Annotated in this window: 16 protein-coding genes, 1 tRNA gene and 1 pseudogene; 8 read left to right on the forward strand and 10 right to left on the reverse strand. The window is 63.6% G+C overall.

Annotated features, from left to right (window positions below; genetic code table 11):
• The first annotated feature begins 12 nt into the window (after positions 1-12).
• Entirely contained in the window at positions 13-786 is a 774-nt protein-coding gene (locus ACZ889_RS22120) for an AraC family transcriptional regulator (protein ID WP_003250380.1), read from the forward strand.
• A 141-nt stretch (positions 787-927) separates the two neighbouring features.
• Entirely contained in the window at positions 928-2,076 is a 1,149-nt protein-coding gene (locus ACZ889_RS22125; RefSeq protein WP_088512895.1) for a M14 family metallopeptidase, read from the forward strand.
• Positions 2,077-2,152: 76 nt separating this feature from the next.
• Here ACZ889_RS22125 and ACZ889_RS22130 read toward each other — a convergent pair whose 3' ends face one another.
• From ACZ889_RS22130 to ACZ889_RS22160, 7 genes are all read right to left on the reverse strand, one after another.
• Positions 2,153-3,124: a Csu type fimbrial protein gene (locus tag ACZ889_RS22130; protein ID WP_104962122.1), complete on the reverse strand. Its 972-nt coding sequence runs from the start codon at positions 3,122-3,124 to the stop codon at positions 2,153-2,155.
• Positions 3,121-5,418: a fimbria/pilus outer membrane usher protein gene (locus ACZ889_RS22135; RefSeq protein ID WP_476239338.1), complete on the reverse strand. Its 2,298-nt coding sequence runs from the start codon at positions 5,416-5,418 to the stop codon at positions 3,121-3,123. The genes ACZ889_RS22130 and ACZ889_RS22135 overlap by 4 nt, the downstream gene beginning before the upstream one ends.
• 108 nt (positions 5,419-5,526) lie before the next feature.
• Positions 5,527-6,303, reverse strand: coding sequence for a fimbrial biogenesis chaperone (locus tag ACZ889_RS22140; protein ID WP_179053341.1), 777 nt, complete (start codon positions 6,301-6,303; stop codon positions 5,527-5,529).
• A 40-nt stretch (positions 6,304-6,343) separates the two neighbouring features.
• A complete protein-coding gene (locus tag ACZ889_RS22145; RefSeq protein WP_020192458.1) occupies positions 6,344-6,847 on the reverse strand; it encodes a Csu type fimbrial protein in 504 nt (167 codons plus the stop codon).
• A gap of 3 nt (positions 6,848-6,850) precedes the next feature.
• Positions 6,851-7,384 (reverse strand): Csu type fimbrial protein, encoded by a 534-nt coding sequence (locus tag ACZ889_RS22150; protein ID WP_102885218.1) that lies wholly within the window; start codon positions 7,382-7,384, stop codon positions 6,851-6,853.
• Between the two features lie 18 nt (positions 7,385-7,402).
• Positions 7,403-7,939 carry a Csu type fimbrial protein gene (locus tag ACZ889_RS22155; RefSeq protein WP_180689602.1) on the reverse strand — a complete coding sequence of 179 codons (537 nt, stop codon included), beginning with the start codon at positions 7,937-7,939 and terminating at the stop codon, positions 7,403-7,405.
• 30 nt (positions 7,940-7,969) lie between these two features.
• Complete coding sequence (locus ACZ889_RS22160) at positions 7,970-8,497, reverse strand: Csu type fimbrial protein (RefSeq protein ID WP_104962126.1); 528 nt, start codon at positions 8,495-8,497, stop codon at positions 7,970-7,972.
• Positions 8,498-8,765: 268 nt separating this feature from the next.
• On the opposite strand from ACZ889_RS22160, the gene ACZ889_RS22165 reads away from it, so the two are divergent.
• The 3 genes and pseudogenes from ACZ889_RS22165 (at position 8,766) to ACZ889_RS22175 (ending at position 13,891) form a co-directional block, all read left to right on the forward strand.
• A complete protein-coding gene (locus ACZ889_RS22165) occupies positions 8,766-11,012 on the forward strand; it encodes an ATP-binding protein (RefSeq protein WP_476257817.1) in 2,247 nt (748 codons plus the stop codon).
• A gap of 15 nt (positions 11,013-11,027) precedes the next feature.
• Positions 11,028-11,489 (forward strand): response regulator, encoded by a 462-nt coding sequence (locus tag ACZ889_RS22170; RefSeq protein WP_003250360.1) that lies wholly within the window; start codon positions 11,028-11,030, stop codon positions 11,487-11,489.
• A gap of 13 nt (positions 11,490-11,502) precedes the next feature.
• Positions 11,503-13,891 (forward strand): annotated as a pseudogene (locus ACZ889_RS22175) (hybrid sensor histidine kinase/response regulator).
• Positions 13,892-14,008: 117 nt separating this feature from the next.
• Here ACZ889_RS22175 and ACZ889_RS22180 read toward each other — a convergent pair.
• Positions 14,009-14,083 (reverse strand) — tRNA-Gln (locus tag ACZ889_RS22180).
• A gap of 259 nt (positions 14,084-14,342) precedes the next feature.
• On the opposite strand from ACZ889_RS22180, the gene ACZ889_RS22185 reads away from it, so the two are divergent.
• Together ACZ889_RS22185 and zapE are read left to right on the forward strand one after the other, a co-directional pair.
• Positions 14,343-14,585, forward strand: a complete 243-nt coding sequence (locus ACZ889_RS22185; RefSeq protein ID WP_020193386.1) for a hypothetical protein — start codon at positions 14,343-14,345, stop codon at positions 14,583-14,585.
• Positions 14,586-14,718: 133 nt separating this feature from the next.
• Positions 14,719-15,789 (forward strand): cell division protein ZapE, encoded by a 1,071-nt coding sequence (gene zapE, locus ACZ889_RS22190; protein WP_476257818.1) that lies wholly within the window; start codon positions 14,719-14,721, stop codon positions 15,787-15,789.
• 227 nt (positions 15,790-16,016) lie between these two features.
• On the opposite strand, the gene ACZ889_RS22195 is transcribed toward zapE, so the two are convergent.
• A complete protein-coding gene (locus tag ACZ889_RS22195; RefSeq protein ID WP_476257819.1) occupies positions 16,017-17,906 on the reverse strand; it encodes a propionyl-CoA synthetase in 1,890 nt (629 codons plus the stop codon).
• A gap of 180 nt (positions 17,907-18,086) precedes the next feature.
• Between ACZ889_RS22195 and ACZ889_RS22200 the strand changes: the two genes are divergently transcribed.
• A complete protein-coding gene (locus tag ACZ889_RS22200) occupies positions 18,087-18,953 on the forward strand; it encodes a LysR family transcriptional regulator (RefSeq protein WP_332729423.1) in 867 nt (288 codons plus the stop codon).
• Here ACZ889_RS22200 and ACZ889_RS22205 read toward each other — a convergent pair.
• Positions 18,927-20,081, reverse strand: coding sequence for an HPP family protein (locus tag ACZ889_RS22205; protein ID WP_047604054.1), 1,155 nt, complete (start codon positions 20,079-20,081; stop codon positions 18,927-18,929). The genes ACZ889_RS22200 and ACZ889_RS22205 overlap by 27 nt on opposite strands.
• Between the last annotated feature and the right edge of the window lie 120 nt (positions 20,082-20,201).

A 20,201-nucleotide genomic window follows, 5' to 3' on the forward strand; every position in this document is an offset into this window, starting at 1 on the left:
TACGAGGTCACGATGGTAAAGCCGCAGCGTGAATTGCTGGTGGAGGTCGATGAGTGGACCTGGGAAGTGGGTAGCCGTGCGACAGACTACCCAAGCGACTGGTTCATCGAGCCCCATAGCCATACCAAGCATCAACTGATCTATGCCATCAAAGGCCTGATGATCGTCGAGTCCGGGAACGAATGCTGGACAGTGCCACCCAGCCGCGGTGTGTGGATGCCTTGCGGCCAGGTGCACGCCATTCGCTGTGTCGGCGACGTGAAGATGCGCAGTGTGTTCGTGCGCATCGACGCGGCAACAGGCCTGCCCCTGCAGAGCAAGGCCATCAGCATCTCGCCCTTGCTCAGCGAACTGATCAAGGCCTCGGTGGGGTTCACCGCACCGTTTGCCGAGGACTCGCGCGAAGCCCGGGTCATGCGCCTGATCCTCGACGAAATCTGCGTACTGCCGACCTTGCCGCTGAAGCTGTCGCAACCCAGCGACCAGCGCCTGCGGGTGATCTGCACGGCATTGCATGAACGGCCCGACGATAACGCCACCGTTGCCGACTGGGGCGTGCAACTGGGGGTGGACGAAAAGACCATCCAGCGGTTGTTCCGCAAGGAAACCGGCATGACCTTTGGCCAGTGGCGCCAGCAGGCGCGGCTGATGCAGGCACTGGAGCGAATTGCCCTGGGCGAGCGAATCATCGATGTGGCGGGGGCCTTGGGCTATGACAGCCCAAGTGCCTTCGCCAGCATGTTCAAACGCCAGTTCGGTACCACGCCCAGCCAGTTCTTCAAATAACCGACGTTCACACAGTTGCCGGTCGTTGGCCCGCGGCATACCAGCTGCCCGCCAACGGCTCGCCCTGCTTGATCTTGCACAGCATCCCTGCCAAACCGTATACAGTACCCCTACAACAATGCCCGCAAAGGAGCCCGGCACATGACCGTGACGCTGTCCCCCCTGCAGATCGACTGCGATTTCGACTCCGGCAACATACAGGTACTGGATGCCAGCAACCCGGCCCAGGTACACCTGGCCATTCGCCCGGACACCCACAGCGGCCACTACCAGTGGTTCCACTTCAAGGTCAGCGGGCTCACACCGGGGCAGGTCCATCGCTTCAGCCTGGACAACGCTTCTGGCTCCTCGTACAAGAACGCGTGGAGCGGCTACAACGCTGTGGCCAGCTATGACCAGCAGCGCTGGTTCCGCGTGCCCAGCCAGTTCGACGGTACGGCGCTATCGTTCGAGGTCAAGGCTGAACAGGACCAGATCTGGTTCGCCTATTTCGAGCCCTACCCGCGTGCCCGCCACAACCAACTGATCGAACGCGCCCGCCAACTCCAGGGGGTCGAGTTGCTGGCCAGCGGCCGCAGTATCCAGGGCCGCGATATCCCGCTGCTGCGGGCAGGCGACGGTGCCGAAGGCAAGCGCAAGCTGTGGCTGATTGCCCAGCAGCACCCGGGCGAGCACATGGCCGAATGGTTCATGGAAGGCGTGATCGACCGCCTGCAGGCCAACGACGCAGTGGTCCAGCAATTGCTCGCCAAGGCCGACCTTTACCTGATCCCCAACATGAACCCCGACGGCGCCTTCCTCGGCCACCTGCGCACCAACTTCAAAGGCAAGGACCTCAACCGCGCCTGGCAGGACGCCAGCGTCGAATTCAGCCCGGAAGTGTTCTTTGCACAGGCGCAGATGAAGCAGTACGGTGTGGATGCCTTCATCGACGTGCACGGTGACGAAGAGATCCCGCACGTGTTCACGGCCGCATGCGAGGGCAACCCCGGTTACACCCCTCGGCTGGCCAAGCTCGAAGAGCAGTTCCGTACCACCTTGTGCAGCCTGACTCGCGACTTCCAGACGGTGCATGGCTATACCCGTGACGAGCCCGGACAGGCGAACACGACGCTGGCCTGCAACGCGGTGGGCATGGCCCATGACTGCCTGTCACTGACGCTGGAGATGCCGTTCAAGGACCATGACGACGCGCCCGATGCCGTTGCCGGGTGGTCGGGGGCGCGCTCGAAGGCACTGGCCGGCGCGGTGCTGGAGACCCTGGCAAGCATGGTAGGCGATTTGCGCTGAACCTCGTCTTGCGCAACCCCTGCAGGAGTAGCACGTCGCGACACGCGGCGGCTCCTTCGGGGGTATAGACCGCTGTTCAGAACTGCACATCCAGTATCACACTGTCGGTATAGGTCGCAGCCGGCGGTGTCGCCTGATCGGTATAGACCTTGGCGTTGTAGTTGAACACCTGGCTACCCGTGCCGGTACCCACGCCGGGGTTGATGTCGGCATCCGTACTGGAACGCCTGGCAGCCCCGGACGCCCCCCAGCGCACGGTACCGGCACTTTTGAAAATGTCATAGGCCAGGTAGTTGTTGGCCGAAGACTTCATCCGCCGCCGCCCACCGGACACGTTCTGCCCGTCACCCAGCCCTACCGTGTAGCTGCTGCCCTTGGTGCATGACACGTTTATGCCCTGGCTCACCGTGCCGAACCCCGCCACCACCGGCGCACTGGCGAAGCTGATGTCAGGCGTGGTGATCTGGCAATCGTTGGTCACCGTCAGGCTCACGTTCAAGAGCTGGCTACCCGAGCCGATGTCACGCCCAAGGCATATCCCCAACGCGCCAATCCCCGAGCAATAATCCCAGCTCCAGGCCACGGTCAGGGCCTCTTGATACAACCCGGCCGCGACATTGCTGCCAATTTGGGTGCGCATGTAGATCGGCACCGCCTTGGGCGTGGTACCGCCGAGCAGCCCCAGCAAGTCGAGGATGCCGTTGCGGGCGAAGTCGTAGGCCACACCCCGGGTAATCGGGTAGCGGGTGGTGTTGTCGGCATACAGCGTGTAGGGAATGACATCGCCTGTCGGGCCGACCAGCCCACCCGAGGCGGGCGTGATCGTGGCGTAGAAATGATCACCGCTGCTGAGCAAGGTCAGCAGCGAACCGGTGCACTGCAACCCGGAGTTGAGGCTGGAAGCCGTCTGTACCGTGTTGCGAACCTGCGTTGAATTAAGGCTGCCAAACGCTGCCGGCAAGGTGGCCACCGACGAGCAAAGCGCCAAGGCCGTGCCGCTCGGCAACAGCAGCACGCTCGCCACCAGGCCCCGCCGCCAGGCATTCATCGGCACACCAACGGACCAATCAAAGGGACCGAGCCTTGCGCGTCAGGCAGGTCGAACGCCACTTCGCAATGCCCACCCCCTTCAAGCGCCACCTGAAGGCGGTTATGCGACGACAGGTTCTCCAGGTACACCAACCCGTCCCACCCCACCACCGCCTGGGTGCCACTCTCTGCGTGGGTGACACGGCTACCCAGTTTGAGCACCTGCTGGTTGCCATCCACCAATTCGACACTGGCCGCCATGACGCGCTTGAGGGGGAACTCCAGCAAGTAGCCACTGCCCCGTCGTACCGCCACACGCTGCTCAACGTCCGGTGCGAGGACATCCGGTGGCAGGTTCATGGGGTCGATCTCGTACTTGCCCCGGTAGTAACCGCTGCTGTAAGGCACCAGCAAGTGCCCCTTGGCATCGGTACGGCCGATTTCCTGGTTTTCATAACGCACCGGTACATCGGCGTAACCTGCGGTGCTGACCACCACGAAGGCATCATCGATACGGTTGGCGGCGAACACGCCGGCATCCATCCACACCAGAGAACCACTGGCGTCGGCCCAGCGGGTCATCTCGCCGCTGCTGCCATACACACCGGCCTGCAATTGCACCGATTGCAGGCGCCAGGTGACGTCGGCCTGGCGATAGGCATCACGGTCGCTGCCTGCGGCATAGCCCAGGTTGTAACCGACGCCGACACCGGCTGGCACCGCACGGCTGTAGTTGACCCGTTGCAGGGTCTCGCCTTCATTGCTGCGTTCCATGCTCAGCGCCAAGGTGCCGTGCAGGTCGAACGGGATCACCAGCTGCGCCTGCACCGCCCACTGGCTGTCCCCCACTTCACGGTTGGCCGACAGGTACACACTGCTGCTGCCCCACAGCGGCTTGCTGTAGCTCAGGTTGATCAACCGGGTACGCGTACCGTCACCGGCGCGCACGTCGAAGTAGCCAGCGCCAATGCTGCCGTACGCGTTCAGGTTGACACTGAGGGTGACCTGTTCGCTGCTTTTGCTCAGTTGCATGTCCGGGGAGCCCACCCGGCTCAGGTCGGCATAATCGCCATGGCGTTGCAGGCGCTGGTAACCGAAGCCGATGCGCTGGCTGTTGTATTGGTAGCCAAGGGCGACCTGGTGGCCCTTGTCGCCCTCGAACCGGCTTTGCGCCAAGGCAGCGTTGAGCACGCCGAAGTTGCCCACGCGCATGTTGCCACCCAGCCCACCCAGCATCAGCGACTCCGCCGTTTCGGCGTGGGTTTCAAGGGTGAACATGTCACTGAGCCCATAGCGCAGGCTGCCCGAGGCAATACCCGGCCCATAGCTGAAATCGCGTACGCCGTAATCACGGCGCAGGCTGCCGGCGGCCACCGAGTAGTCCGACAGGCCCTTCTGCAGCAGGCTGCTGGTGACGTAGAACGGCAAGGTGGTCGACACCTGCCGGCCAAGGGCATCAGTGGTGACCACCACCGCCTCCCCGGCACCGTTGATGAACGGCACGTTGGTGAGGGTGTACGGGCCTGGCTGCAGTTCAGTGGTGCTGGACTTGAAACCGTTGATGAACAGGTCGAGCGACGTCGGCACCGCCGCTTCGCCGGCGAACGCAGGCAACGGGTAAGTGACAAGATCCGGACGCGCCGCGAAGTCGCGTGACAGCTGCACCCCGCCCACTCGCACCGAACTGCTCCAGGGCAAGGCGCCCGTCACGAAGTCACCGGCTTCGTAGGTCAGCAGGCGCTGCTCGTCGGTGAAGCGCCAGGTGGTGTCGTAACGCATGAAGCCACGGCGGGTATCGTCCGCCTGTGCGCCATTGAAAGACTGACGCCACTGCCCGGTACTGGAAAAGGTACCCCAGCTGTCGAACAGGCGCAGCTCGTTCCAGGCGGCCAGGTAGGTACCGCCTTCATCGGTGTCGTTGAGATACAGGTCGTAGTTGAACAAGGCGCCAAAACTGCTGCGCGCATCGCTGGCCGGGTAAAGGTTGCGATCACCCACTTGCTGTTCTGGCAACCAGGCTGGCGGCACCTGCAGCAGCAGGCGCTGGTTCTGACTGTCGTAGTCGGTGTGCAGCCCCGCGATGCTGTCCAGGGCCACCTCCCCCTGGGGGTTGCCCGGCAGCGAGACGCCGGCTGCACGCAATACGTCGCTGTCCAGGTACAACCGCCCGGCCCGCTGCTGCACCGGTATCAGGTCAACCCTGGGCATCTGGTTCACCACCAGGTCGAGGTAAAGGGTGGCCTCGGCGATGGCGGACATCTCCGTGGGCGGCGGGGGCAAGTCGTCGGCCAGCGCCAGCGCGGGGCTGACCATGGCCAGCCCCAGGCACCAGCAGCACGTCGTCGCCGGGAGCCGTTTCACACACGGTTTCCAACCATTGCCGGGTCCTCCCTGGCCCCTGCACTTCATTCGGCCGTTGGCTCATTGGCCTTGGCGGATGGCGTCCGCCGAGTGTTGACCATTGACCCTGCCCTTGAGCACGCTGCCGTTGCCGGATGCCACGGGAGCCGGCCAGCGCATGCTTGCCCCCGGCAGCACATAACCCAGCAGGCCTTCAGCCAGTGGCTTGCTCTGGCTACCTTGCTGCACGACCACATCGGTCAGCCGCGCATGTACCGGGCCCGTGTTACGCAGTTCAATGTAGGGCTTGCCCTGCACCGTCACCGGGCGCCAACTGAGCTGCGGCTTGCCCACGCCCTCGGCATTGCGTTTGCCTTCAGGGTCGGCCTTGCCCCACAGCCCTTCGCCATAGACGAACAGCGGCACCGAATAGCGCATCTGCAATCGAATGGCCGCCGTCGCGCCGGGCTCGGCCTTGTCGACCGGGATGGCGGGCGGAATCTCGTCGATGATGATGCGGTAGGCCTGCTCCTGGCCGGCGGGTGAAGGGCCGGTACGGGTCAGGCGGATCAGCTGCTTCTGCCCGGGTGCAATGTTGGCGACCGGCGGGCTGCCGATAATCTCGCGCTGCGCCTGGAACTGCTCCTGGTAATCACCCTGGCGCCAGGCGAATACCCGCACCTGCAGGTTTGCCGGCGCAGTGCCACGGTTTTCCAGCCACAACGCACCTGCCTTCTGGTCGGCCTCCAGCACCGGGTCGATCGGCCAGATCAGCACCGAAGTGGCCGCCCAGGCCGGCAGGCTTGCCAGCGACAATAATCCAGTCAATCCACGCGTCCACTTCGCGCCTGCCCGCATGCAGCTCTCCTTAGACACTTGTCATGGGTGGCGCTGGCCGTTACCAGGTCACCGTCACTTGCACCACATCGGTGTAGGTCCCTGCCGGCTGCGTGCCGGTCAGCTGAACCCGCCCGTACACCGGTAGCTTGATCGCCGTCGGGTCGGAATAGCTCACCGCCACGCTCTGGCCGATCCCCAAGGCCTGGCTATAGGCGGCGTCCCGGTACAACTGGTAGGCCAGCACTTGCGTGCCACTGGTGCGCTTCAGGTTGCGTGTGCCACTGGCACTGTTTTGCCCGCCGTCCAGGCTCATGCTCATGGCCACGCCCGGCGTGCACTGGAACGTCACGGTAGAACCACCCAGCGATGTGCTGAGCAGCCCCGTGGACAGCGCCGACTGCGAGCCATAATCGAGCGTGCCGTAGCTGGTGACGCCCCCCACCACCAGGCACCCGGCGACAACCTGCGCCGTCACCGTGAAGGTACTGGTGGTCACTGCCCCCAACGGAGCGGCCAACAACATGCTGACGCCTGTCAGGCCTCCTGCCAGCCAGCCGCGCATGGGTCAGAACGACAGCTCGACCGAGATCGTGTCGCTGTAGACCCCTGCGGGCAGGCCCGCCTTGCCGACGGCCTTGCCGTAAAGGTTGACCGTCTGAGCGGCGCCGGTACTGGTCGGCAGGGTGATGGTGTCGTCGACCGCCAGCAACGCCGTACGCCCAGCGTCGGTATAGAGGTCATACGGCACAAAGTTGCCAGAACCATCGGCGAGCGCACGGGTGCCACCGCTCGACTGGCCATCATGCAGGCCTGCACTCACTTTGATCACAGGCACCGTACCTGCAGAGCACAGGATGCTCATGGCGCCTCCCCCGCCTCCCAGCACCTGGGCATCGGCGGTGACGAACAAGGCATCCTGGGTACCGAAGTCCAGGGCACCGAAGTTAAGCCCGGACGTGCCCGACGTGCCATTGACCTGGCACGCCGCAGTCAGCGTCAGGGTCGAGCTGATACTTCCCGTTACCGTGGCCGCCTGGGCCTGGGAAGCCAACGCCAGGCCCAGGCCTGCGAGGACGCAAAATGAAAGGTTCGTTCGCATCGGAGTCTCCTTGCGTGGTTACCAGTCCAGGGTCACTCTGAGGGTGTCGCGGTAAAGCCCGGCCGGCAGCGCACGCGGTTGCGCCACTACCACACCGTAGATGGGAATCGGTACTTGCTGGCTGCTGCTAATGGTGAAGGCCCGTGCCTGGCCGACGCCGTAGCGGCCGTTGCCGCCCGGGTCAACCGCCAGCTGGTATGGAATCAGTTCACGGCCGTTGCTCAGGCGGCGAATGCCATCGTCGCCATTGAGGCCACCATTGATTCGCACGTTGAAAGCCCGAACTTCAGGCGTGCAACTGATCTGCAGGCTACCCTGACCGCCCACTTCGTCCACCTGGCTGCGCAACGGCTGGTCCCAGTTCGGACCGCGCTCGCCAAAATCCAGTACGCCTGGGTCACCCAGCACAGCCGGTTGCGTCTCGTTGCTGCTGATCTGGCAAGACGCGCTGATCACCAGCCGCGCCTGGATGAAACCGGTGGTGCTGCCATGCACCGCACCGCCTGGGACCAGTAGCGGGCCGAGGGTGAGCAACAGGATCGAAGTGCGGCTCATGGCATGGCGTCCTTGTGCATGGTGGCGTCCCTACCAGGTGACGGTGACTTTCAGCAGGTCGGCATAAACCCCTGCATCCGGCACCCAGGCCAGTTTGTCGATACGTGCATACAGCGGCAATTCCACCGAACCGCTGCCCGGTACACGCGCCGATTGAGCTACCCCCACTGCCAGCGGCTCACGCCAGGCAGCGTCACGGTACAAGCGGTAAGGAATGGGCCGCGCCAGGCGATCGTCGCTGGCCAGGTAACGCAGTTCGCCGATGCCACCATGCAGGCCACCGTCGACGCGCACCTGATAGGGCGTATCCGGGTTGCACTCCAGGCGCGGCGGACGCTGGCTCAGCAGCACACCACTCAAGGGCGCGCCAGGGCCATCCAGGCGCGCCGTAGCACCCAGGTCGATCCGTCCCAAGGCCTGGGCTCCCGCATCGCGGGTCTGGTTGACCAGCATGCAGCCACGCTGCACCAGTACCCGCACCTCCACGAGAAAATCCGCCGCCACGGTACTGCCGCTGAACAACAGGCCGAACAGCGCGGCCAGCATGCGCTCCGTCACCTTGTTATCCTTATCGAAACGTCTTGAACTGAGCGTAGCAGTGAGGCGGCGCAGCCGATGTGGCATAAAGCCATTTTTTTTGTATTAGCGACAAAGCGATACCGTGGCATCAAAAAAAACCTGTACCGCACAGAACCCGTGGCCACCCCGTGCCTCCAATGGCCAGGAGCCGGTATATTCGCCGGGATTCTGTTAGGGTGAATCGTATTCGTCCTGCGCCAGACACCTGTGCCGTACACGGACGGACATGACAGGAGCTTTTTCAATCATGACTGCAGACAACTCACTGGCAGACGCCATGGAGCGCTGTGCCCAAGAACCGATCCAGGTTCCGGGCAGCATCCAGCCTCACGGCTTTCTGCTGGTGCTGGATGCCACCGACCTGCGTGTGCTGCAGGCCAGTGAAAATGTCGAGCACTGGTTGGGCTTGCCAGCCCGCGAACTGATCGGTTGCCACTTCGCCGACCTGGTTCACGAGGGCTTTGACCTGCACGCGCACCTCACACGGCTTCCCGAAGATGAAGTCTTCCCCTTCCACATTGGCGACGTGCGCTTGCGCCAGGGCGCACCCATCAGTGCCCTGCTGCACATGCTGGTCCATTGCCACGATCAGGTACTGATTGCCGAGTTCGAACCGCCCCGCCTGCCAGCAGACCTGGTCGGGCAAGGCGACTACTACCCGTTGGTGCGCAGCTTTGTCGCCAGTCTGCAACTGGCCGGCAGTATCGAAGACCTTCTGCAACAAGCGGTGCTGCAGCTCAAGCGCATCACCGGCTTTGGGCGGGTCAAGGCCTACCGTTTCGATGCCGAAGGCAATGGCCAGGTGCTGGCCGAGGTAGCCGACCCGGGCTACCCCAGCTACGCAGGCCTGTGTTTCCCGGCTGCAGACATCCCGCGCCAGGCGCGCGCGCTGTACCGGGTCAACCGTATCCGCGTGATCGAGGATGCCAACTATCAGCCCTCGCCACTGCTGCCCGCAACCAACCCGCGCACTGGCAAGGCGCTGGACATGAGTTTCGCTGTACTGCGCAGCGTGTCACCCGTGCACCTGCAGTACATGCGCAACATGGGCACGCTGGCCTCGATGTCGCTGTCGATCGTGGTCGACGGCGAGCTGTGGGGGCTGATTTCCTGCCACCATCAGCAGCCACGCCCGGTGGACCTGCGCACCCGCACGGCCTGCGAGCTGTTGGCCAGCGTGTTGTCGTTGCAGATAGAGTCCCGCGAGTCCCATGCCAGCACGCGCAAGCTGCTGGCGCTGCGCCAACACATCGTACGCATGATCTCGTCCATGGCCGACCACGACAGCGTCAGTGACGGCTTGCGCGACCTGCCCCACGTGCTGCTGGCCTTCGCCGACGCCCAGGGCGCGGCAGTGATCTCGGCCGAGCGCTGTGACCTGATCGGCCAGACCCCGCCTGAGGCCCAGGTGACGGCGCTGGTGCACTGGCTAGGCCAACGTGACGAAGACAGCGTGTTCCATAGCGACAACCTGCGCCGCGACATTACTGAGCTACCCGAGCTGGCAAACCATGCTGGCGGGGTGCTGGCGGTGGCCATCTCGCAGATCCACTCGCACTACCTGCTGTGGTTCCGCCCCGAGCAGATACGCACGGTCAACTGGGCCGGGCAGCCGACCAAGCAGGTCGGGCCACAGGGCAACCTCGACCCACGGCACAGTTTTGAACGTTGGCAGGAAGAACTGCGCGGCTATTGTCAGGCGTGGGACCCACTGGTGATCGAGGGCGTGATGGAGCTGCGCAGCGCTGTGCTGGGCATTGTCCTGCGCAAGGCTGAAGAGCTGGCACAACTGGCTGGCGAATTGCGCCGTTCCAACAAGGAGCTCGAAGCGTTTTCCTACAGTGTTTCCCACGACCTGCGCGCCCCGCTGCGGCACATCGCCGGCTATACCGAACTGCTTGGCGAAATCGAAGGCCAGGGCCTGAGCGAACGCGGCAAGCGCTTCCTCCAGCATATCGGTGAAGCGGCGCACTTTGCCGGCAGCCTGGTCGACAACCTGCTCAACTTCTCGCAGATGGGCCGCTCGGCCTTGCGCCTGTCCGACGTCGACCTCAACGCCCTGGTCGAGGCCATTCGCAGCGAGCTGGCCCCCGATTACGAAGGCCGCGCAATCGTTTGGGACATCGCCCCACTGCCCAAGGTGATCGGCGACCCGGCATTCATCAACATGGCCTTGCACAACCTGATAGCCAATGCCATCAAGTACACTCGCGGCCGTACGCCTGCTCGCATCGAAATCAGAGCCGTACAGCACCCTGACGAAACCGAGGTCTGCATCCGCGACAATGGCGTGGGCTTCGACATGGCCTACGCCAACAAGCTGTTCGGCGTCTTCCAGCGCCTGCACCGCATGGAAGATTTCGAAGGCACCGGCATTGGCCTGGCGAGCGTACGCCGCATCATCGAGCGCCATGACGGTCGAGTCTGGGCCACTGGCCAGGTCGACCAGGGCGCCAGCTTCCACTTCACCCTACCCCGAAACACTGCTACCTGAGGCACCGCTACCATCATGCTCAAGCCCATTCTGCTGGTCGAAGACAACCCCCGAGACCTGGAGCTGACCCTGCTGGCCCTGGAGCGCAGCCAGTTGGCCAACGAGGTCATCGTGCTGCGTGACGGCGCCGATGCGCTCGACTACTTGCTGCGCCGCAACGCCTATGCCGAGCGCGATGACGGCAACCCTGCCGTGCTGTTACTCGACCTGAAACTGCCCAAGGTCGACGGCCTGGAAGTGCTCAAGGAAGTGCGCGCCACTGCCGAACTGCGCAGCATCCCCACCGTGATGCTGACCTCTTCGCGCGAAGAGCCCGACCTGCTGCGCGCCTACGAGCTGGGGGTAAACGCTTATGTGGTCAAACCCGTGGAGTTCAAGGAATTCGTCACCGCCATCTCCGACCTCGGGGTATTCTGGGCAGTGCTAAACGAACCGCCACCCGGCTCACTGCGACTGAACCGTCGCGGTAGCAACTGAGGCCGCCGCGACGATGCAGCAAACGCCGTTGAAAATACTGATGGTCGAAGACAGCTCGATGGACGCCGAGCTGACCCTGATGCGCCTGGAGCGCAGGCGGGCTGCATGTTCAGTCACAGCTGGTGTTCGACCATGCAGGTGTCGAACATGCCCTGCGCCAGGCCCGCTACGACCTGATCTTGTGTGACTGCGTGCTACCAGGCTCATCCGGCACCGAAGTGCTGGCCATCGCCCAACGCCTGGCACCCGACATCCCGTTCATATTCCTGTCCGGCATTTATGGCGAAGAGCACGCGGTGGAAATGATCCGCCTGGGCGCGACCGACTATGTGCTGAAGAAGAACCTGCCACTGCTGCCCAAAGCCGTGCGCCGAGCCCTGAGCGAAGTACAGGAACGCCAGCGCCGTCGCCGCGCCGAAGAGGCCTTGGCGGACGTCGAAGCACGTGCTCGCATTGCCATCGACGCCGCCGGCATGGGCACCTGGGACCTGCGCCCGCAAGAGGGCCTGCTGCTGTGGGATGACCGCTGCAAGACCTTGTTCGGCCTGCCCACCAGCACCGAAATGAGCCTTGAAGTGTTCTACGCCGGCATCTACCCCGACGACCTGCCACTGGTGCGCGAGGCGGTGGAACATGCCATGCGCCCGGAAAGTGACGGTCATTACCGCGTGGAGTTTCGGATCGCGCAACCCAATGGCCTGGAGCCTCGCTGGTTGCTGAGCAGCGGCCAAAGCCAGTTCGTCGATGATCAGTGCGTTCGCTTCTCCGGCGTACTGCAGGACATCCACGCGCAACGCCAGGCCACCCAGGCGCTGCGTCAGCTGAACGAGATGCTTGGCGAGCGGGTCGAACGCCGTACCCGCGAACGCGATCGTGCCTGGGAGCTGTCACAAGATTTGCTGGCCGTGCTGAACAAAGACCTGACCCCGGTCGCACTGAACCCCGCCTGGGAAGCCAGCCTGGGCTTCTCGCGCGAACGCCTGAGCCAGTCCTCCTTGCTGCACCTGCTGCCTGAGCACGACCAGGAACAGTTACTCACCGAACTGGCCGCCCTCGCCCACGGCCGCACCAGCGCACGCTTTGTCGGCCGCATCCTGCATGCCGGCGGCCAACAGCGCTGGCTGTCGTGGGTGGTGGTGCCGGAGGACACCCTGCTGTACGTGGTGGCACGCGACATCACCAGTGAGCGCGAAGCCGCCCTGGGCCTGGCAGACGCCAACGCCCGGCTGCGCGAACAGATCAACGAGCGCGAGCGCATCGAGGCCGCTCTGCAGCAGATGCAGCGGCTGGAAGCGGTTGGGCAACTGACGGCTGGCGTGGCGCATGACTTCAATAACCTGCTGACGGTGATACTCACCGGTGCCAGCTTTCTGGAGCGCGATCTGGCCAAGGCCGACCTGGACAAGGCCCGCACTCGCCTCACCCATATCCGCGAAGCGGGCGAGCGTGGTGCCAAGCTGACCTCGCAATTGCTGGCCTTCTCCCGCCGCCAGCGTCTGGAGCCGGTGCCGCTGAACCTCAACCGTACCCTGGCCGGCCTGGAAGAGCTGCTGCGCCGCACGCTGGGTGGCAACGTCTCGGTGCGTCTGGACCTTGACCTGGCCCTGTGGCAGGCACTGACCGACCCCACCCAGACCGAGATGATCATCCTCAACCTGGCGATCAATGCCCGCGATGCCATGCCCGACGGCGGTCAGCTGACCCTGACAACGCGTAACACCCATATCGACCAGCGCCCGCAACGCCCCGAAGACCCGGACCCGGGCGAGTACGTGATGCTGAGCATCCGCGATACCGGTTGCGGCATGAGCGAAGACGTGCTGGCCAAGGTATTCGAGCCTTTCTTTACCACCAAGGACATTGGCAAAGGTTCGGGCCTGGGCCTGGCCCAGGTGTTCGGCTTTGCCAAGCAGTCCGGTGGCGGCGTGCGCATCGACACCACACTCGGTCGCGGTACCGAGGTGGCGGTATACCTGCCGGCGGTAAAAGAGGAGATGGTGAACGAACCCGTTGCAGCAGTGCTCAGTCAGTCGATCAACGAAAGCGGCCATAACCGCACGGTGCTGCTGGTGGACGACGACCACCTGGTGCGCGACATGCTAGGCGATGTGTTACGCCAATACGGCTACCAGGTGCGCCAGGCGCACAGCGGCGAGCAGGCATTGGCATTGCTGGATGACGACATTGACCTGCTGCTGACTGATTTCGCCATGCCCGAGTTCAATGGTGCACAACTGGCGCTGGCTGCCCGCGAACGATACCCCCACGTGCCGGTGGTGTTTCTGACCGGTTATGCGGAGTTGCAGGGGCTGGAACTGCCGGGCAGCCTGGTGATCCAGAAGCCGGTGCAGGCTGATGAACTGGCCAGGGCGCTGAACGAAATGCTGGGGATTTCCGGGTAACCCGGTACGGCACGACCCGCGCTCAGGAGGCGCGGAGGCGCGAGAAAACGCGAAAACGCGAAAACCCAGTGCTCATCTTTCCTGGCACCGGGTTAAATACGTTTGAATCTTGAAAAATGGCAGGGGCGGCTGGATTCGAACCAACGCATGGCAGGATCAAAACCTGCTGCCTTACCGCTTGGCGACGCCCCTGTATCGGATGCAGCATTTGCTGCTCTGACAATTCCAACTGAGTGACAACTGGGTTGTTGTCTTGGAATGCGCGGCACTTTAACAACAAACTTTCGGTCTGTGAACCCCCCTGATAAAAAAAATTGCCAAAAAACAGCGAGTTAGTCATTTCGGTGCTGGTGCAGCGACCGTCCGTCGGTTTCCGCCCGCCTCGCTTCAACACAATCGCATTCCGCACTTCCAATCAGATAAGCCCATTGCATTGACCAAGGAGGACCCCATGCCTGTCTCTCACGACCTCTACCAGGACCTGCACTACCCGCGCGAAATCGTCCAGCAGCGCCGCCAGCAGGACAAGGCGCTGGATCGCCTGCTGGACGAGTACGTGGACATCGACAACCAGGTGCTGGCTGCCGAATCGATATCGGCCGGTAACTTCGTCGACGAAGACCTGCGCCACCTCAAGGAGCGTCGCCTGGCGGTGAAGTACATGATCGAGCGCCAGCTGGAGCGAAAGGCATAGCCCCGTACAGGCACAAGAGGCGGCCAGACCTATCGCAAGAAGTGATGATTGCCCGGCACTTTCTCTATTAGTCAAAATGGCCGCTCTCGGGCAAGCTGCAGGCTGCCCCGCCATCGCCCAAGGAGCGTTGCTTTTGTCTGCCTGGATCCCTACCCCGCTGCGCCAGCTTGGCCAACGCTTGCGCGGCACCGCCAATCAACAGAGCGAGCTGCTCGGCTGGTTCGAGGACAAGGCGCACAGCCGCGGTTATCAGCTGAGTGACGGTCAGCGGCGGGTAATCCACTGCATGGCCGAACAACTGACGCAGCTTGAACAAGGTCAACCGCGCAGTCTGTACCTGTACGGCTCGGTCGGCCGGGGTAAAAGCTGGCTGCTCGATGGCTTTTTCCAGGCCGTGCCGATAGCCGCAAAGCTGCGCCTGCATTTTCATGATTTTTTTGCACGCCTGCACCAGGGCATGCACCGCCACCGGGCGCTGGACGACGCGCTGGGCGCAACGCTGGACGAGCTGGTGGGTGGTTGCCGGGTGCTGTGCTTCGATGAATTCCACGTGCATGACATAGGCGATGCCATGCTGCTCACCCGGCTGTTCAACGCCTTGTTCGCCCGTGGCGTGTACCTGCTGGTGACCTCTAACTACGCGCCCGAAGGGCTGTTGCCCAACCCGCTGTATCACGAGCGTTTTCTGCCGGTCATTCGCCTGATCAACAGCTCGATGCACGTGCTCGAAGTCGGTGGCGAAACGGATTTTCGCAGCTTGCCGGCCAACCGCGAGCATCAGCGTTTTACCCAGGGCCATTATGTCTGGCCGGGTGATGCGGCGCAGCGCCAGGCGCTGAACGTGCCGAACGAACAACCGGTGATACTGGACGTGAACAAGCGCCCGCTGCGGGCGCTGGCCATCGATGGCCGGCGGGTGGTGCTTGGCTTTGACGATCTGTGCGAGAAGGCCACTGCGGTCATCGACTACCTGGTGCTGGCCAGGGAGTATGACGAGTGGGTGATCGATGGGCTGGATGACCTCTCGGCGTGTTCGCTGGCGGCTCAGCAGCGCTTCGTCAACCTGGTGGATGTGCTGTATGACCAGGATCGGCGGGTGATTGTCATAGGTAAACGTCCGCTGGAAGATAGCCTGGGCGGCCCGCTGGCCGACCTGATGCGTACCCGCAGCCGGTTGGGGCAACTGCACCAGATTGCCCCCTGAGCCTGCAGTGCCTGAGACGGCCCTTTCGCGGGTGAACCCGCTCCTACAACGACCTGGTGTAGGAGCGGGTTTACCCGCGAATACGGTAGCGGCCGCAACGGTGAACGGCGGGTGGAGATTGGCCAGCAGGCCCGGCCCTTTCGCGGGTAAACCCGCTCCTACACGACGGCCTCTGCCGAACCACCGATGCGCGTCCCGCCCGCGAAGGGGCCATCGAGGTCAAACCATCAACCCGCCCTGGGCAAATCCGCCAGCACCGCTTCGATCTCTCCCAGCACTGCAGGGTCATCCAGGGTCGAAGGCGGCACATAATCCTGCCCATCGGCAATCTTGCGCAGCACCGCCCGCAGAATCTTGCCGGAACGGGTCTTGGGCAGGCGCTTCACCAGCCGTACCCGATTGAAACAGGCCAGCGGGCCAATTTCCTCGCGCACGCTGCCCACCAGCTCCACCAGCAACTGCGCCTCGGCAATGCCCTCTCCATCCTTGAGTACCACCAGCGCCAGCGGTACCTGGCCCTTGATTTCGTCATGCACGCCGATCACAGCACACTCCGCTACCGCCGGGTGCCGGGCGACCAGGTCTTCCATTTCGCCGGTGGACAACCGATGACCGGAAACGTTGATCACATCATCGGTGCGCCCCATGATGTAGACGAAGCCATCATCGTCCAGATAGCCGCCGTCACCCGTGTGGTAGTACCCCGGATACGTGCGCAGATAGGCCTGCAGGTAGCGCTCGTGATCCCCCCACAGCGTCTGACTGCAACCGGGTGGCAATGGCAGGGCAATCACGATCGAACCCTGATGGTTGGCCCCGAGCAAGTGGCCTTCGTCATCCAGTACACGAACGTTGTAACCCGGCACCGCGCGGTTGCTCGACCCTGGCTTCGCCGCGCTGCCCTCCAGCCCGACGCAGGGTGCGGTGACCGGCCAGCCGGTCTCGGTCTGCCACCAATGGTCGTGCACCGGCTTGCCACTCACCCGCTCCAACCATTCATGGGTGCTGGAATCCAGCTTTTCACCCGCCAGGAACAGTTGCCGCAGCGAGCTGAGGTCATGCTTGCGAATCAGGTCGCCCTCCGGGTCTTCCTTGCGGATGGCGCGCATGGCCGTAGGCGCACAGAACAGCGCGTTGACCTGGTACTGCTCCACCACCCGCCAATAGGCCGAAGCATCCGGGGTGCGGATCGGCTTGCCTTCGTAGAACACCGTGGTACAGCCGCTCATCAACGGCCCGTAGACGATCAGTGAATGGCCGACCACCCAACCGACGTCTGAAATGCCCCACCACACATCGCCGGCCTGCATGCCATAGATATGGCGCATGGCGTAACACAGCGCCACGGCATTGCCGCCGTTTTCCCGGACGATACCCTTGGGCTTACCGGTGGTGCCCGACGTGTACATGATGTACAGCGGGTCGCCGGCATCCAGCTCGACGGGCGCCACCGGCTCGGCGCCGGCCAAGGCCGCCTGCCAGTCCAGGTCGCGGCCTGGCAGCAGTTCAGCGTGCGCCTGTGGCCGCTGCAGCACCAGCACATTGCGCGGCTGGTGCCGGGCCAGTTGCAGGGCACGGTCAACCAGCGGTTTGTAGGCAATGACCCGGTCGAACTCCAGCCCGCACGATGCCGTCAGCAACAAGGTGGGCCGGGCGTCATCGATGCGCAGGGCCAACTCGTTGGCGGCAAAGCCACCGAACACGACCGAATGCACCGCTCCGATCCGCGCGCAGGCCAGCATCGCCATGGCCGCTTGCGGCACCATGGGCATGTAGATGATCACGCCTTCGCCCTTGTTCACCCCCAGCTGGCGCAGCAAACCGGCCAGGCGTGCTACCTCGTCGCGCAACTGGTTGTAGGTGTAGGTCTGCTGCACGCCGGTCACTGGCGAATCGTAGATCAGCGCCAACTGCTCGCCCCGGCCCTGCTCGATCTGGTGATCGAGGGCCAGGTAACAGCTGTTGAGGCGGCCGTCAGCGAACCAGCGGTGGGTACCGTCGGCGTTGTCTTGCAGGGTCAAGGCAGGCTTGCGGTGCCAGGCCAGGTGTGCGGCCTGTTCCGCCCAGAACGCGGCAGGGTCGGAAATGGAGTGGGCGTAGCTGTGCTGGTAGCTCATGTCGTTAGAAACCCGGTACTTGTTGTTATTGAAGGGCGAAACTTGAGTATGGACCGCTATACCCGCGCCGCCATGGGACTAAAGTCACAACCGACCTGCAAATTTGCAGACAACGCAATAGCGCCCCATAACGGTGCAAAGCCTCTAGAATAGGCAACCCCTTCAAACACCGAGCAGCCCATGGACATCGATCAGGCCCGTACCTTCCTGGAAATAGTGCGTTGCGGCAGCCTGGTCGCCGCGGCCGAACGCCTGTTCGTGTCACAAACCGCGATCACCGCGCGCGTGCAGCGCCTGGAACAGCAACTGGGTTGCCAGTTGTTCGTGCGTAGCCGCAGCGGCGCCAGCCTGACCAGCGATGGCGAAGCGTTCGTCAGTTATGCCAACCAGTTGGTGCAAACCTGGGAAGCCGCGCGCCGCGACCTGCCGTTGCCTGAAGGTTGCCAGCAGGTGCTGCATGTGGGCGGTGAGGTGAGCCTGGGCAACCCGATGATGCTCGACTGGGTAAGTGCCCTGCACCGTGAATTGCCCAGCCATGCCATCCGCAGCGAGGTGAGCGATGGAGAGTCGCTGCTGCGCAGGGTCGAGATGGGCTTGCTGGACGCCGCGCTGGTCTACCAGCCGACCTACGGTCCAGGCCTGCAGGTGGAGCAGTTGATGGAAGAGAAGCTGATTCGCGTGCGCCGGGTCGAGCGGCCCGAGCCGTACATCTACATCGACTGGGGCGAGGCCTTCCGCCGCCAGCATGATGCGGCCCTGCCCGACTGCGCGCGCCCGGCGCTTAGCTTCAACCTTGGCCCGTTGGCCCTGCAGTTCATACTCGACCAAGGTGGCAGTGGCTACTTCCGTACGCGGGTGGTGCAGGCCTATCTGGACAGCGGCGTGTTCGAGCGGGTACCGCAGGCACCGGAGTTCACCTACCCGACCTTTCTGGTGTACCCGCGTAAACGTGACAGCGAAGCCCTGCAACAGGCCTTCGCGATCCTGCGCCGGCTGGTAGCTGCCGGCGCCAGCGACTGGTCACAACGCTGGGACCCGGTTATCTGAAGCTTCAGTCTTGCTGAGCAACTGACGCTTGAGGCCGGCGATCAGGTCGGTCTGGGTGATTACCCCCACCAGCTTGTCGGCATCAAGCACCGGCAAGCAGTGCAGGCCTTGTTCGCACAACAAGGGCAGCAGGCGTTCCAACGGGTGCTGGCTGCTGACACTGACAACCCGCCTGCTCATCACTTGCGCCATGCGCACCGCCTGGCGGCCGAACAGACCGCGCCAGCTGAAACGCCCACGCTGCATCGCCGGGCCAACCAGGTCGCTGAGGCTGACGATGCCTACAAGCTTGCCGTGCTGCAGGACTGGCAGGGTTTTCAGGTGATGGCTGGCGAGCATTTTCCAGGCCTGCTCCAGCGTGGTATCAGGCGTGACGAACTGCACATCGCGGGACATCACCGAGGCCGCGGTGATACCGCCAAGGCTGCGCTGCAGGGCGTGCTGCTCGGTGGCGAGGATGATGCGCTCCAGCTCGTCACGGGTGACATCGACGAACTCGCCCAGCTCTTCCAGGGCCTGGTCCAGGTCTTCACTGCGGATGCCGACCCGCTCGCCGGGCAGCGGGTCATGGGTGTGGTGCAGGTCTTTGCGTGGCACCGTGCCTTTCGGGTAGCGCACACCCGTCAAACGGTTGTAGGCGATTGCCACTGTCACCAGGATCAGCGCATTGAGCAGCACCGGCTCCAGCAGGTGATCGCCCATGGCGGTCAACCCCGGGTCGGCCAGCACCGCGCTCACTGCCACACCGCCACCCGGCGGGTGCAGGCAGCGCAACAGGCACATGACCAGGATCGAGATGCCGAGCGCCGCAGCGGCCACCCACAGCTCGGCGCCGAAGCCTTCACGCATGGCCAGCCCCACTGCACCCGCCAGGGCGTAGCTGCCCAACACCGGCCAAGGTTGGGCCAAGGGGCCGGAATGCACCGCAAACACCAGTACCGCCGAGGCTGCCAGCGGGCCGAGCAAGTGCAGGGCGATGCTGGGGCCATAGACCATGCTGGTCAGCCAGCCCGCGAGGAAAAGCCCAAGCAGCGCACCGATACCGGCACGCAACCATTCTTTTGGGGGGATGTTGAGAGGGGCCGGCAACAGCCGCTGCAGACGACTTTCGGAACGCGAGGCAGACATTTGGGCAATCGGGATCTTTGATTTTTCTGTTCAAAAAGAAAGCCCAGCCGAGTTGGCCTGGGCCTCGTATTGCGCATGCAATACCACAAGGGGCTCCGTCCGTGGAGAGATGGAAACCGC

This window comes from Pseudomonas sp. TE3895, assembly GCF_056278855.1.

Coding starts and splice junctions, on each gene's coding strand:
- ACZ889_RS22120 (WP_003250380.1), top strand. CDS start 13: ATGGTAAAGCCGCAGCGTGAATTGCTGGTGGAGGTCGATGAGTGGACC.
- ACZ889_RS22125 (WP_088512895.1), top strand. CDS start 928: ATGACCGTGACGCTGTCCCCCCTGCAGATCGACTGCGATTTCGACTCC.
- ACZ889_RS22130 (WP_104962122.1), bottom strand. CDS start 3,124: ATGAATGCCTGGCGGCGGGGCCTGGTGGCGAGCGTGCTGCTGTTGCCG.
- ACZ889_RS22135 (WP_476239338.1), bottom strand. CDS start 5,418: ATGGTCAGCCCCGCGCTGGCGCTGGCCGACGACTTGCCCCCGCCGCCC.
- ACZ889_RS22140 (WP_179053341.1), bottom strand. CDS start 6,303: ATGCGGGCAGGCGCGAAGTGGACGCGTGGATTGACTGGATTATTGTCG.
- ACZ889_RS22145 (WP_020192458.1), bottom strand. CDS start 6,847: ATGCGCGGCTGGCTGGCAGGAGGCCTGACAGGCGTCAGCATGTTGTTG.
- ACZ889_RS22150 (WP_102885218.1), bottom strand. CDS start 7,384: ATGCGAACGAACCTTTCATTTTGCGTCCTCGCAGGCCTGGGCCTGGCG.
- ACZ889_RS22155 (WP_180689602.1), bottom strand. CDS start 7,939: ATGAGCCGCACTTCGATCCTGTTGCTCACCCTCGGCCCGCTACTGGTC.
- ACZ889_RS22165 (WP_476257817.1), top strand. CDS start 8,766: ATGACTGCAGACAACTCACTGGCAGACGCCATGGAGCGCTGTGCCCAA.
- ACZ889_RS22170 (WP_003250360.1), top strand. CDS start 11,028: ATGCTCAAGCCCATTCTGCTGGTCGAAGACAACCCCCGAGACCTGGAG.
- ACZ889_RS22185 (WP_020193386.1), top strand. CDS start 14,343: ATGCCTGTCTCTCACGACCTCTACCAGGACCTGCACTACCCGCGCGAA.
- ACZ889_RS22195 (WP_476257819.1), bottom strand. CDS start 17,906: ATGAGCTACCAGCACAGCTACGCCCACTCCATTTCCGACCCTGCCGCG.
- ACZ889_RS22200 (WP_332729423.1), top strand. CDS start 18,087: ATGGACATCGATCAGGCCCGTACCTTCCTGGAAATAGTGCGTTGCGGC.
- ACZ889_RS22205 (WP_047604054.1), bottom strand. CDS start 20,081: ATGTCTGCCTCGCGTTCCGAAAGTCGTCTGCAGCGGCTGTTGCCGGCC.